General features: G+C 67.3%; 10 protein-coding genes. 8 read left to right on the top strand and 2 right to left on the bottom strand.

The window, feature by feature from the left end:
* Nucleotides 1-47: 47 nt before the first annotated feature.
* The 4 genes from AUL35_RS01555 (at nt 48) to AUL35_RS01540 (ending at nt 4,784) form a co-directional block, all read left to right on the top strand.
* Entirely contained in the window at nt 48-1,502 is a 1,455-nt protein-coding gene (locus AUL35_RS01555; protein ID WP_062011303.1) for a glycoside hydrolase family 25 protein, read from the top strand.
* 93 nt (nt 1,503-1,595) lie between these two features.
* Nucleotides 1,596-2,564: an L-threonylcarbamoyladenylate synthase gene (locus AUL35_RS01550; protein ID WP_062011301.1), complete on the top strand. Its 969-nt coding sequence runs from the start codon at nt 1,596-1,598 to the stop codon at nt 2,562-2,564.
* Between the two features lie 37 nt (nt 2,565-2,601).
* On the top strand, nt 2,602-4,032 hold the full coding sequence (locus AUL35_RS01545) for an FAD-binding oxidoreductase (protein ID WP_062011299.1): 1,431 nt from the start codon (nt 2,602-2,604) through the stop codon (nt 4,030-4,032).
* Between the two features lie 176 nt (nt 4,033-4,208).
* Nucleotides 4,209-4,784 carry a DUF6101 family protein gene (locus tag AUL35_RS01540; protein WP_062011297.1) on the top strand — a complete coding sequence of 192 codons (576 nt, stop codon included), beginning with the start codon at nt 4,209-4,211 and terminating at the stop codon, nt 4,782-4,784.
* Between the two features lie 6 nt (nt 4,785-4,790).
* On the opposite strand, the gene ubiA is transcribed toward AUL35_RS01540, so the two are convergent.
* Nucleotides 4,791-5,786, bottom strand: coding sequence for a 4-hydroxybenzoate octaprenyltransferase (ubiA, locus tag AUL35_RS01535; RefSeq protein ID WP_156417785.1), 996 nt, complete (start codon nt 5,784-5,786; stop codon nt 4,791-4,793).
* Between the two features lie 133 nt (nt 5,787-5,919).
* Between ubiA and purD the strand changes: the two genes are divergently transcribed.
* From purD to AUL35_RS01515, 4 genes are all read left to right on the top strand, one after another.
* Complete coding sequence (gene purD / locus AUL35_RS01530; protein WP_062011293.1) at nt 5,920-7,170, top strand: phosphoribosylamine--glycine ligase; 1,251 nt, start codon at nt 5,920-5,922, stop codon at nt 7,168-7,170.
* Between the two features lie 86 nt (nt 7,171-7,256).
* On the top strand, nt 7,257-9,512 hold the full coding sequence (locus tag AUL35_RS01525) for an acyl-CoA dehydrogenase (protein ID WP_082666019.1): 2,256 nt from the start codon (nt 7,257-7,259) through the stop codon (nt 9,510-9,512).
* Between the two features lie 74 nt (nt 9,513-9,586).
* Nucleotides 9,587-11,377, top strand: a complete 1,791-nt coding sequence (locus tag AUL35_RS01520) for an acyl-CoA dehydrogenase (protein ID WP_062011290.1) — start codon at nt 9,587-9,589, stop codon at nt 11,375-11,377.
* A complete protein-coding gene (locus tag AUL35_RS01515; RefSeq protein ID WP_062011288.1) occupies nt 11,377-12,126 on the top strand; it encodes a crotonase/enoyl-CoA hydratase family protein in 750 nt (249 codons plus the stop codon). The genes AUL35_RS01520 and AUL35_RS01515 overlap by 1 nt, the downstream gene beginning before the upstream one ends.
* On the opposite strand, the gene AUL35_RS01510 is transcribed toward AUL35_RS01515, so the two are convergent.
* Nucleotides 12,079-12,735, bottom strand: a complete 657-nt coding sequence (locus AUL35_RS01510) for a DedA family protein (RefSeq protein WP_062011286.1) — start codon at nt 12,733-12,735, stop codon at nt 12,079-12,081. The genes AUL35_RS01515 and AUL35_RS01510 overlap by 48 nt on opposite strands.
* Between the last annotated feature and the right edge of the window lie 6 nt (nt 12,736-12,741).

The raw sequence follows: 12,741 nt of genomic DNA, 5'->3' as shown, positions 1-12,741 counted from the left end.
CTGCGCGCGAGACGCGCCGGGGTGTCGGCGACGAGGGGACAATCCGAATGCCGAAGATGAGCGCCGTGACCGCGGCGGCCCTGCGATGGTTCTGCGTGCTTGGCGCAACGGCGACGCTGGTCGGTGCCGCGCCGGCCAAGGCGGAATGGGACAGGCCGTGGCAGGACACGGAGCGTGCGCTCGTCGTCGACGCCTACGAGTTCAATCCGATCAACTGGAAGGAGATGACCGGCGACAAGCGGATCGCCGGCTTCATCAACAAGGCTTCGGACGGACTCGCGCCGGACTGGTCCTGCAAGGGCCTGCAGGGCGACGACGAGAAGCTCTGCAAGAATCGCTGGTGGAAGTACACGGTCACGCAGGAGCTCTATCTGACGCGCCGCGAGATGGCCAAGACGCTCGGCCTCAAGTGGGGGGCCTACCATCTTGGCCGTCCGGGAAATCCGCGCGAGCAGGCCGACCACTTCGTCGACTTCGCCCAGCCCGAGCCCGACGATCTGATCGCCCTCGACATCGAGGACAACACGTCCGATTGGATGTCGCTGGCGGATGCCGAAACCTTCGCCCGGCAGGTCTATATCCGCATCGGCCGCTATCCGATGCTCTACACCAACGGCAACACGGCGGCCTACGTCGCGCAGAACCGCGAGACCTACCCGCTGCTCTCGCGTCTGCAGCTCTGGTACGCCCGCTATCGTGACGACCTGAAGGGTGTGTTCCCGCAAGGGAACTGGGACCGGTACGCGCTCTGGCAGTTCTCCTCCATGCATAACTGCAACGCCCGCAAGTGCCCCTACCGGGTGGCGGGCGCGCGCAACGACATCGACGTGAACGTGTCGTCGCTGAGCGTCGCCGAACTGCAGAAGGCTTGGCCCTTCGATGGTCTGGTCGGCTCCGATCCGATGGTCGTCGATCCCGGCAGCCGGATCGCGCAGGTCGGGCGGGACACGAAGGCGGCGGTCGCCGATGTCGGGCAGGACGTCGCGGAACTCACGACGCCGGGTGCCACCGCCTCCGACGTGGACAAGCCGGTCGCCGATACGTTGGCCGCCGCGTACGGTCCCTCCCGGCGCGCCCCGGTCGATCCGCTGCAACTCCTCAACGAGGCGACACGTCAGGAACAGGGCGCGGCACCTCTGCTGTCTGCTCTGACCCAAGGCTTAAAGACGGATCCGGCTCCGGGCCCGGTCGCTTCGACCTTCCCGGGCAGCCTCGCGCGGATGCGCGACGAGATGCGCGTCGTCCGATCGATCGTCGGCTATCCCGAGACCCGTGCATCTGCACCGCAAGCGGGCGAGCTTTCCAAGCCCACCGGTATCAGCCTGCGCTCGCGCATCGCCGAGATCATGCGGGCGGCGGCGGAGCGGATCGAGGGCAAGGCGGACGAATCGACGGAAAAGCTCGAGCGTCGCTCGGATCTGGTGCGCGGCGACTGGACGGTCGTCGCGCATCTCGCGCCGATCGATCGGCGCATCACGAAGGCTTTCAGTACGACGCGCTGACCGCTCGCCACCCTTGGCGATCTCGTGTCGATCGTCCGATCGCTTCCTTTCGCGAGGCTTTCGTCCAGGCCTTCGCCGTCCTAAGGAAGGTCGGTGAACCAGACCACGCACCGCCTCGCACTCGACGATCCCCAAGCCCTCGACGAAGCCGTTCGGGTCCTGGCTGCGGGCGATCTCGTCGCCGTGCCGACCGAGACGGTCTACGGCCTTTGCGGCGATGCGACCAACGGCCGAGCCGTCGCGGGCATCTTCGATGCGAAGGGGCGTCCGAGCTTCAATCCGCTCATCTGCCACGTCGCCAGCCTCGCCATGGCGCAGCGCCTTGCGGTCTTCTCCCCGGAGGCCCTGATTCTTGCCGAGCGCTTCTGGCCGGGACCGCTCACCCTCGTTCTGCCCGTGCGTGCTGGCGCCGGCCTCCATCCTCTCGTCGTGGCGGGGCTGCCGACCGTTGCCCTTCGCATGCCGCGCGGTCCTCTGCCCGAGATCGCCGGGCGCATGGATCGCCCGATTGCGGCGCCCAGCGCCAATCGGTCGGGCCGCGTCAGTCCGACGACGGCGGAGCACGTGCTGCGAACGCTGGACGGGCGGATCGCCCTCGTGCTCGACGGGGGTCCGACAGCCCACGGTCTCGAGTCGACCATCGTTGGCTTCGACGCCGACGGGCCCGTTCTCCTGCGCCCCGGTCCGGTCGTCGCGGCGGACCTCTCGGAGGTCCTCGGCCGCGCCGTCGGCGAACGGAAGGAGGGTTCGGCCCTCAGCGCGCCGGGGCAGCTGTCCTCGCATTACGCGCCGCACGGCACCGTGCGCCTCGATGCCGAGCGCCCACTGTCCGGTGAATGCTGGATCGGCTTCGGTCCGGACCCGGCCGAGATCACCGATGCGGCGGCCGCCACCAATCTCAGCCCGCGTGGCGATCTACGCGAGGCTGCCGCTCACCTCTTTGCAGCGCTCAGCCGCTTCGACGGACCGGATTTCCCGCGCATCGCGGTGGCACCCATCCCCCGCGAAGGTCTAGGCGTCGCCATCAACGACCGTCTGAAACGGGCCGCGGCGGCCCGCTGATCTCGACCCGGCGGTGGTTCCGGCCTAACGTCGCGGCATGGATACGATCGCTTCCGCACCACTCTCCGACGATCTTCGCAGCCGCTTCTCCGCGCTTCTGCCGCCCGGCCGGGCGCTGACCGAGGCGGAGGCGATCGCGCCCTATCTTCGCGAACAGCGCGACCTCTACGAGGGCCGCAGCCGGCTCGTGCTGCGGCCAAGCACGGTCCAGGAAGTGTCCGACATCCTGAGACTTGCGAGCGAGACACGAACGCCCGTCGTGCCTCAGGGCGGGAATACCGGACTGGTCGGCGGTCAGGTGCCCCGGTCCGAACAGGAGATCGTCCTCTCCCTGTCGCTGATGAACCGGATCCGCGACGTCGATCCGGTGGGCCGGACGATGACGGTGGACGCAGGCGTCGTCCTGCAGCGCGTTCAGGAGGCGGCCGACGCGGCGAACCTCTTTTTCCCGCTGTCGCTCGGGTCGGAGGGCTCCTGCCAAATCGGCGGCAACCTTTCCTCGAATGCCGGCGGGACAGGCGTTCTGGCCTACGGCAACAGTCGCGACCTGTGTCTCGGCATCGAGGCCGTCTTGCCGAGCGGCGAGGTCTTCCATGGTCTTCGAAGACTGAAGAAGGATAATCGCGGCTACGACATCCGAGACCTTCTGATAGGAGCGGAGGGAACGCTTGGAATCATCACCGGCGCGGTCTTGAAGCTTTTCCCGAAGCCCGCGGCCCGCGAGGTCGCCTATGTCGGTCTCGCCTCGCCGGACCAGGCGATCGAGCTTCTGCGGCGAGCCGAGGCCGTTGCCGGGTCGCAGCTGACCGCCTTCGAGATCATGCCGAGGATCGGGATCGAGTTCACCGTGCGCCATACGCAAGGGGCGCGCGATCCGCTGTCGGGCGCCCACGCCTGGTACGTCCTGCTAGAGATTTCCTCGGCCCGCTCCGCGGAGGATGCGCGAGGGGTGATGGAGCATATACTCGAGGGAGCCTTCGAGGCCGAAGAGATCGGGGACGCGGCGATCGCCCAGTCCCTGGGCGACGCGCGGATGTTCTGGCGCATGCGCGAGGAGATGAGCTGGGCGCAGAAGCCCGAGGGCGGATCGATCAAGCACGACGTGTCGGTGCCGGTCGCCCTCGTTCCCGAGTTCCTGCGACGGGCGGACCGCGCGGTGCTCGAGGCGATTCCCGACGCGCGCATCGTCTCTTTCGGACATCTCGGCGACGGCAACATCCACTACAACATCTCGCAGCCGGTCGGCGCCGACACGAAGGCCTTTCTCGGGCGGTGGCACGAGATCAACCGCCTCGTCCACGCCATCGTCGCCGACATGAACGGAAGCTTCGCCGCCGAGCACGGCATCGGGCAGCTGAAGCGCGTCGAGTTGGCCGAGACGAAGCCGGTTGTCGAGATGGCGCTGATGCGCGGCATCAAGGCGGTGTTCGACCCTTACGGGATCATGAACCCAGGCAAGCTTCTTTAAAGTTTTGTTCGAAGTTACGGATCGAAAACCCTGTTGGAGGTCACAACACCTTAACTGCGTTCCTTAGGCGGCGGGCAATACGACGCGACTAGTCTTCCAGTATCGAAGGCCGGGACACATCGGCCCCAAGCCGGGCCATGAGCCACGGCGAACAGGAAGGCAGAAGAGGAACCGCCATGACCGTCCTCACTCACCCCCAGGCCGTCAAGCCCGAATGGGCGAACGACCCCATCCGCCTCGACCCGGCGCTGGTCGACCGCAAGCAGACGCTGGAGATGGTGGATGGGGGCGAGGTCGTCTCCTATCGCGTCGACCGGCGCGGCGCGGTCGTGCGCCGGAAGCTGGAACAGAGCGGCATCCCGGTCGCGGTCGCGCTTTCGCCGCGCGCCTTCCGGGGTGTCGCCGCCCGCGCCATGGAGGATGGCGAGGGACGCGTGACCGTGACCCTCGAACTGCATCACGAGAACTCGAAGCTCTCGGTCCCGCTTCTCGTCGCCAGCGATCTCTACGATGTCGCCGCCGACTGGCGCGGGTGGGCCGAACTGTTCGGCCTGCCGATGCTGATGGTCGAAGCCGATGGTTCGGTCACCGCGCTCGAGGAAAGCTTCGGACAGCTTCGCTCCGGAACGTCCAGCCGTCGGCGTGGCAACAGCCATCGCGGCCGGCGCCCGCGCTTCCTGGCGCGCCGCAAGCCGGGCGGACTCGGCATGCGCCTCGTCGTCTCCGGCGAGGAGATCATCGCCCGGAACTGATTCGTATCAGACCGGGAAGGACAGGGTCCAAAGGCCGGAGAACAAGAGGCCGAGGAAGATGATCCAACCGAACAGCGAGTTCGACTTGAAGAGTTTCAGGCATTCCTCGCCATTCTCGATATCGAGCCGGCGGATCTGCCAGGCCATCTGACATCCGCCCAACGCAAGAGCGGCATAGGCGGGCCACGCCGGTCCGGTCGAGCCCGTGCCGGTCGCGACGAAGGCGGCAAGAAAGAAGGCAAGCGTCAGCCCATAGAGGATGACGAGGGCGCGCCGCGTATGGGCGCCGAACAGACGGGCCGTGGAGCGAACCCCGACCAGGGCGTCGTCCTCCCGGTCCTGATGTGCATAGATCGTGTCGTAGCCGACCGTCCACGCAACGGACCCTGCGTAAAGAAAGAGCGGCGCCGCATCCAGCGTGCCCCAATAGCCTGCCCAACCCATGAGCGCGCCCCATGAGAAGGCGAAGCCAAGCCCGACCTGAGGCCAGTCGGTGACTCGCTTCAGGAACGGGTAGAGCGCAACGACCGCGAGCGAGGCGATGCCGAGCATCACCGCGAACAGGTTGAACTGGATCAGGACGAGGAAGCCGACCAGCGCCTGAAGGACGAGGAAGAGCTTCGCCTGCAATGGCGTGACGCGCCCGGAGGGCAGGGGCCGCGAGCGCGTGCGCGCCACCTTGTCGTCGATGTCGCGGTCAACGAGATCGTTGTAGGTGCAGCCCGCCCCGCGCATCGCGATCGAGCCGATCACGAAGAGCGCCATATGCCATATGTCGGGCAGGCCCGTGTGCACGGCCGAGGGCGCGGCCCATTGCGGGGCGAGCGCAGCCGACCATAGACAAGGCCAAAGAAGGAGCTGCCACCCGATCGGGCGGTCCCAGCGCGCCAGCTGGGCGAACGGCCAGAGCGTGCGCGGCAGCACGCGATAGGTCCAGTTGTCGGACGGAGCGTCCGCAACGCGGTCCGTTGCGGTCCAGGACGAGGGGTCGGGGCGCGGCATCGCGCTGGTTGAGCGCGGTGGGCGCACGCCGTCAAGTCGTATAGCGCTTGCGGCCGGACTTGACCGACGCAGCGCCATCCCACAAAGCCGCTGGTGGCCCTCGTGCGGCCGGCGATTGTCTGCGGGAGTATCCATGGCGACCGATGTCCTCTTGATCGGCTCGGGCGGGCGCGAGCATGCGCTGGCCTGGAAGCTCGCGCAATCGCCGGAACTCGGCCGCCTCTATGCCGCGCCCGGGAATCCAGGCATCGCGCAGCACGCCGAACTCGTCCCGCTCGCCGCGGCAGACCATGCCGCCGTCATCGACTTCTGCCGGTCCGCAGGAATCGGTCTCGTGGTCGTCGGACCCGAGGTTCCGCTGGTGGCAGGGCTCGCCGACGCGTTGCGGGCGGAAGGCATCCCCGTATTCGGACCGTCTGCCGCCGCCGCGCGTCTGGAGGGCTCGAAGGGCTTCACGAAGGACCTGTGCACCCGCCAGTCCATTCCGACCGCGCGCTACCGTCGCTTCACGGATGCCGCTGCCGCGTGCGAATACGTGCGGGCCGAAGGCGCTCCGATCGTCGTCAAGGCGGACGGCCTGGCGGCCGGCAAGGGCGTGACGGTCGCCGTGGACGTCGAGGAAGCCATCGCGGCTGTCGACGCTTGCTTTGCCGATGGCCCTTGCGCCGAGGTCGTCATCGAGGAATGCATGACGGGTCCCGAGGTCTCGCTCTTCTGCCTCTGCGATGGCGAGCGGGCGATCCCCTTCGGCACGGCACAGGACCACAAGCGAGCCTTCGACGGCGACAAGGGACCCAATACGGGCGGCATGGGCGCGTTCTCGCCCTCGCCGCTGATGGACGACGCGCTGCTCGATCGCGTCATGCGGGAGATCGTCCGGCCGACGCTGGCGGGCATGCGGGAACTCGGCGCGCCCTTCGCGGGCGTCCTCTACGCAGGGCTGATGCTGACGCCCGACGGCCCGAAGCTCGTCGAATACAACGTTCGCTTCGGCGATCCGGAATGCCAGGTCCTCATGCCCCGGCTGGAAAGCGACATCCTGCCGATTCTTCAGGCTGCGGCGGACGGCTCGCTCGAGGGAATCGACGTGCGGTGGAAGGATGAGGCCGCGGTCACGGTCGTGCTCGTCTCGCGCGGTTATCCCGCCGGTTTCGAGAGCGGCACGGCGATCGCAGCGTTGCCGGTCGGGCTGCCCGATACGATCCTCTTCCACGCCGGAACGCGCCAGGACGGCGACCGGCTCGTGGCAGTCGGCGGACGGGTCCTTGCGGCAACGGGCGTCGCACCGACGATCCAGGCCGCTGCCGGGCGCGCCTACGATCTGGCGGCGCGAATCGATTGGCCGAACGGCTTCTTCCGTCGCGACATCGCCGCCAGCGTGTAGCGGGCGGAGCGATCACGAAGCCTTTGGCTGGGAAGGGCGCGCGACCACGTTAGGTTATGGATTGCCGCCGTCTGGGAGTGCCGACCATGTCGTTTCGAAGGGACCGTCTGACGCGGCCGATCTTCCGATGGGCCAAGACGGCATTGCCCGCCATATCGGCGACCGAGGCCAAGGCGATCGAGGCGGGCACCGTCTGGTGGGACGGCGAGCTCTTCAGCGGTCAGCCCGACTGGGCCAAGCTTCTGGCCATGCCCGAATCGACGCTGACCGACGAGGAGCGCGCGTTTCTCGACGGACCCGTCGAGGAGCTCTGCCGCCAGATCGACGACTGGAAGCTGAACTGGTCGGACCGTGACCTGTCGCCGGAGGTTTGGGCGTTCCTCAAGGCGCACCGCTTCTTCGGCATGGTGATTCCGAAGGCTTACGGCGGCCTTGGCTTCTCGCACACCGCCCATTCCGAAGTGGTTCGCAAGATCTCATCGGCGAGCGTCGCAGCGGGCGTGACCGTCATGGTGCCGAACTCGCTCGGTCCCGGCGAGCTGATGCTTCATTTCGGCACCGACGAGCAGCGCCAGCACTGGTTGCCCCGTCTGGCCGACGGACGCGAGATCCCCTGCTTCGCGCTTACCTCGCTAGAGGCGGGATCGGACGCGGGTTCCATGACGGATCGCGGTACGGTCGCCTGGGGCGAGCATGAAGGGCAGCGGACACTCGGCATCCGGCTAACCTTCTCCAAACGCTACATCACGCTCGCGCCTGTCGCGACCGTCATGGGTCTCGCCTTCAAGCTGATCGATCCCGATCAGCTTCTCGGCGGCGAGACCGAACGGGGGATCACGGTCGCGCTGGTTCCCATGGCGACGCCGGGCGTCAAACGCGGCGCGCGCCACATCGCGCAGTTCACCTACTTTCAGAACGGCCCGGTCGAGGGCGAGGACGTCTTTGTTCCCTTGGAATGGGTGCTCGGCGGTCCGGAGCGGATCGGTGACGGCTGGTCCATGCTGATGACGGCCCTGGCGTCGGGACGCGGCATATCGCTCCCCTCTCAGGCGGCTGCTGCCGCAGCCTACTCCGCACGGTTGACGGGTGCCTATGCGCGGGTGCGAACGCAGTTCGGCATCCCGATCGGCAGCTTCGAGGGTATTCAGGAGGCTCTCGCGGAGCTGGCCGCCAACGCCTACCAGATCGACGCCGCGCGCCGCCTGACCGTCGCGGCGTTGGACGACGAGCATCGGCCCTCCGTCATCTCCGCCATCATGAAGAGCAACGCGACCGAGCGCATGCGCTCGTCGGTCAACCTTGCGATGGACGTGCTTGGGGGAAAGGCGGTGATCGACGGACCGTCCAATCCGATCGCGGCCCATTACCGCGCAATTCCGATCGGCATCACCGTCGAAGGCGCGAATATCCTCACGCGAAACCTGATGATCTTCGGGCAAGGCGTCATTCGCGCCCATCCCTACATGCTGCGCGAGATGCGCGCCCTGGCCGATCCCGACGAGCAGCGCGGCCTCGACGAGTTCGACCGCGCCTTCTGGCCGCATGTTGGGCACGCGCTCGGCGTCGGCCTGATGACGCTGCTGACGGGTTGGACCGGTGGGCTTGCGGCCCCGAGGCCGGAAGGAGCGGCCTTTTCCAGCCATTGGCGCCAGATGTCGCGCTTCTGCGCGGCCTTCGCCTTCCTGACCGACCTCTGCCTGCTGACGATGGGCGGCACCCTGAAGCGACGGGAACTGATCTCCGCGCGCATGGGCGACATCCTATCCGAACTCTATCTCCTGGGCGCGACGCTGCGGCGCTTCGAGAAGGATGGGCGACCTGAGGCCGACCGCCCGCTGATCGAATACGTCATGCAGCGCGGCTTCAACCGGATCGGCCACGCTTTCAACGGCACGATCAGCAACCTGCCGTCGCGCTGGGCGGCGATGCTGGCGCGCGTCGTCACCTTTCCGCTGGGCGTTCCGATGCGTGCGCCGTCCGACGATCTCGTTCGAGAGGTCGCCGTCATCCTGCTGGAGCCGTCGTCGCAGCGCGACCGCATCCTGCCCGGCCTTTATCTCGGCGCGGGCAGGCCGGACCATCCGGTCGCCCTTCTGGAGGAGGCTCTGAATCTCGTGGCGGACACCGCCGATATCGCGCGCCGGCTTCGGCAGCACGGCGGTGATCTGGAGACCGCAAAGGCGACCGGTACGATCGACGAAGCCGACCTCGAGAAGCTCCAGCGGCGCGACGAGGCGGTGCGGCGCGTCCTCGTGGTCGACGCATTCGATCCGGGCGACGTATCGCCCCTGTCGTCGCAGCACGAAGCGGGCGGCGAGAGGCGCCGCGAAGCCACCGAGTAAAGCGACTGACTTTGACGTTTACGTCAAAATCCTCTACCTCCTGACGCCTTGAATGACATCGGGAGGACGTGTCCATGTACCGAGCGCCGGTAGCCGACATCACGCATTCGCTGCTCCATGTCGCCGATCTCGGCCGCGCCATCGACGAGGGCCGGACCGGTGACCTGACACGTGATCTTCTCGACGCGATCCTGGAGGAGGCCGCCCGCTTTGCCGAGGGTGAGATTGCGCCACTCTCGTTTTCCGGCGAGAAAACCGGCGCTCGCTTCTCGCAGGGTTCCGTGACGATGCCGGCCGGCTGGCGCGATCTCTACACGCGCTGGCGCGAGAATGGCTGGAACGCCCTGACCGGACCGCTGGACTTCGGAGGGCAGGGCCTGCCGACCGCCCTTTCCGCCGCCGTCTGCGAGATGTGGAACGGGGCTTCCATGGCTTTCGGCATCGGCCAGACGCTGACGATCGGCGCGGTGGATGCCATCGCCACCCACGGTTCGGACCAGCTGAAGGACACCTACCTCGCCAAGCTCGTGAGCGGCGAGTGGATGGGAACCATGAACCTGACGGAGCCGCAGGCGGGATCCGATCTGTCGGACCTGCGCACGCGCGCCGAGAGGCGTGACGACGGCACGTATCGGATCTTCGGGCAGAAAATCTACATCACCTTCGGCGAGCACGACCTTACCGACAATATCGTGCACCTCGTCCTGGCCCGGCTGCCGGACGCGCCAGCCGGGGTGAAGGGCATCTCGCTCTTCCTCGTGCCTAAGTTCCTGGCTCGCGACGACGGGACGCCGGGTGCGCGCAACGACGTCGTCTGCCATGCGATCGAGCACAAGCTGGGAATCCACGCCTCGCCTACCTGCACCATGATCTACGGTGACGGGAAGGGGGAGACCGGCGAGGCCGGAGCGATCGGCTGGCTCGTCGGCGAGGAAAATCGCGGGCTCGCCTGCATGTTCACGATGATGAACTCGGCTCGCCTGTATGTCGGTGTCCAGGGGCTGGGTGTCGCCGAGGCCGCATTCCAGAAGGCACTGGACTATGCCCGCGAGCGCCGCCAGGGCCGCTCGACGCTGCTCGCCAAGGACCGGGCCGAGCCGACCTCCGTGGCCCAGGTGCCGATCATCGAACATCCCGACATTGCGCTGACGCTTCTGCGTATGAAGGCTCTGGTGGGTGCCGCGCGTGCCATCGTCCACAATTGCGCCCATGCGCTCGACCGCGCGGAAGAAGAGGAGAACAAGCGCTGGTGGGCGGAGCGTGCCAATCTTATGACGCCCCTTGCCAAATCCTTTCCGACCGATATCGGCGTCGAGGTCGCCTCGCTCGGAATCCAGGTTCATGGCGGTATGGGCTATGTCGAGGAGACGGGCGCGGCCCGGCTGCTGCGCGACGCGCGGATCGCACCGATCTACGAGGGCACGAATGGCATCCAGGCGATCGATCTGGTGTCTCGCAAGCTTTCGCTGTCCGACGGCGAAACCGTGCGCGCTTATCTCGACGAACTCGATGCGATCGCGGAGCGTACCGCCGCTGCGAACCGTGAGGCCTTCGGCGAAACGGCTGCGCGCCTTCGCGAAGCGCTTGGCGGCCTGCGTGAGACGACCGATCATCTGCTCGAACTCGTGCGCGGCGGCGCGCTTTCCGAGGCCTTGTGCGCAGCGACCGCGTATCAGCGCCAGTTCGCGTTGACGGCCGGCGCCTGCTACCTCGCCAAGGGCGCGCTGGCCGACAGCGCAACCGACACGCGCGCCGTCCTTGCCCGCTTCATGGCCGACAACGTTCTGCCGGAGGTCGAGGGTCTGCGGCGTCAGGTCCTGTTTGGCGCGGCCAGCCTTACGGGCGCCCGCGAGGCGCTCAACTGATGGACGAGGTTCGAAGCGAGCATGTCGCGGCGGCCCGGCAGGGAGCGGTGCTGACGATCCGCCTCGAGAGGCCCGACAAGAAGAACGCCATCGATCGCGCGATGTACGGCGCGATGGCGGATCTCCTCCGGCGCGCCGACACGGACGACGCGATACGCTGCGTGCGCTTCGCGGGCGTGCCGGGCGCCTTCTCGTCGGGCAACGACATCGCGGATTTCATGCGGTTCGGCGCGACCGGGGCGCTGGATGAGGTCCTCGCCTTCCTGGATGCCGTCGTGTCGCTTGCGAAGCCCCTCGTGGCGGCGGTCGACGGCCTGGCGATCGGCATCGGGACGACACTGCTTCTCCACTGCGACCGGGTTCTCGCAACGCCGCGCTCGATCTTCCGCACGCCCTTCACGGACCTCGGCCTCGTGCCGGAAGCCGGGTCCAGCCTTCTGGCTCCCCGCGTTATGGGCGAGCGGGAAGCCTATGCTCTCCTCGCCATGGGAGAGACGTTCGATGCCGCGCGCGCCGCGCGGAGCGGGCTTGTCACGCAGGTGGTCGACGATGCCGAGGTCACCTCGCTTCAGAACGCAACGGCTCTCGCCGCCAAGCCTCCCGAGGCTTTGCGCATCACGCGCGCGCTTCTGCGGCCCGATCCAACCGACTTGCGCGAGCGCATGGCGGAGGAAGCGCGGCACTTCGCCGAGCGGCTGCGCTCACCCGAGGCGCGGGCCGCCTTCTCGGCCTTCCTCGGGAAAAGCTGAGTTCGGATCGTCGGGCAGGTTCTTCAGCCCACGACGGAAGCGCAGGACGGTCGCGAGGGTCAGTCCGATGAAGACCGCGGCGAGCGCGGCATAGGCCCAAGGGCTTCCGTGTAGTACACGATCGACCTGGTTGCCGAAAAAGTAGGCTCCATAGGTGTAGGCGCCGGACCAGAGCGCCGCGCCCACCGCGTTGAAGAAGAGAAAGCGCCACCACGGGAAGCGAAGCGTGCCGGCGGCGACGCCGCACAGCTGGCGCAGGATGAGGATGAAGCGCGCGACAAGGACGATCGGCGGACCCCAACGCCGGAATTCGCGCTCCACATAGGCATACTTCGCGGGTGTGATGCCGAGCTTCCGTCCGTATCGCAGGATGAAGCGCTGGCCGAAGCGGTGGCCGAGATAGTAGCCGCAATTGTCGCCGAGCGTTCCCGCGATCCAGGATGACAGGAAGATCAGGTGGACGTCGAGCTGGCCGTGGCCGGCCATGATGCCGGCGGCGATGAGGATGCTCTCACCGGGAAAGGGCAGGCCCGTCGACTCGAGAAAGATCGAGACGAAGACGAGCGCGTAGCCGTATTGCTGCAGGAAGCCGACGAGATACTCGGTCAACCGTCG

This window comes from Aureimonas sp. AU4, assembly GCF_001463765.1.
Lineage (GTDB): Bacteria > Pseudomonadota > Alphaproteobacteria > Rhizobiales > Rhizobiaceae > Aureimonas.
Note: the sequence above shows the minus strand (reverse complement) of the source record. Positions and strands in the feature narration are given on the sequence as shown.

Bases quoted from the DNA above. Each gene is read 5' to 3' on its own strand.
- AUL35_RS01555 (WP_062011303.1), top strand. From the start codon at position 48: ATGCCGAAGATGAGCGCCGTGACCGCGGCGGCCCTGCGATGGTTCTGC.
- AUL35_RS01545 (WP_062011299.1), top strand. From the start codon at position 2,602: ATGGATACGATCGCTTCCGCACCACTCTCCGACGATCTTCGCAGCCGC.
- AUL35_RS01540 (WP_062011297.1), top strand. From the start codon at position 4,209: ATGACCGTCCTCACTCACCCCCAGGCCGTCAAGCCCGAATGGGCGAAC.
- ubiA (WP_156417785.1), bottom strand. From the start codon at position 5,786: ATGCCGCGCCCCGACCCCTCGTCCTGGACCGCAACGGACCGCGTTGCG.
- purD (WP_062011293.1), top strand. From the start codon at position 5,920: ATGGCGACCGATGTCCTCTTGATCGGCTCGGGCGGGCGCGAGCATGCG.
- AUL35_RS01525 (WP_082666019.1), top strand. From the start codon at position 7,257: ATGTCGTTTCGAAGGGACCGTCTGACGCGGCCGATCTTCCGATGGGCC.
- AUL35_RS01520 (WP_062011290.1), top strand. From the start codon at position 9,587: ATGTACCGAGCGCCGGTAGCCGACATCACGCATTCGCTGCTCCATGTC.
- AUL35_RS01515 (WP_062011288.1), top strand. From the start codon at position 11,377: ATGGACGAGGTTCGAAGCGAGCATGTCGCGGCGGCCCGGCAGGGAGCG.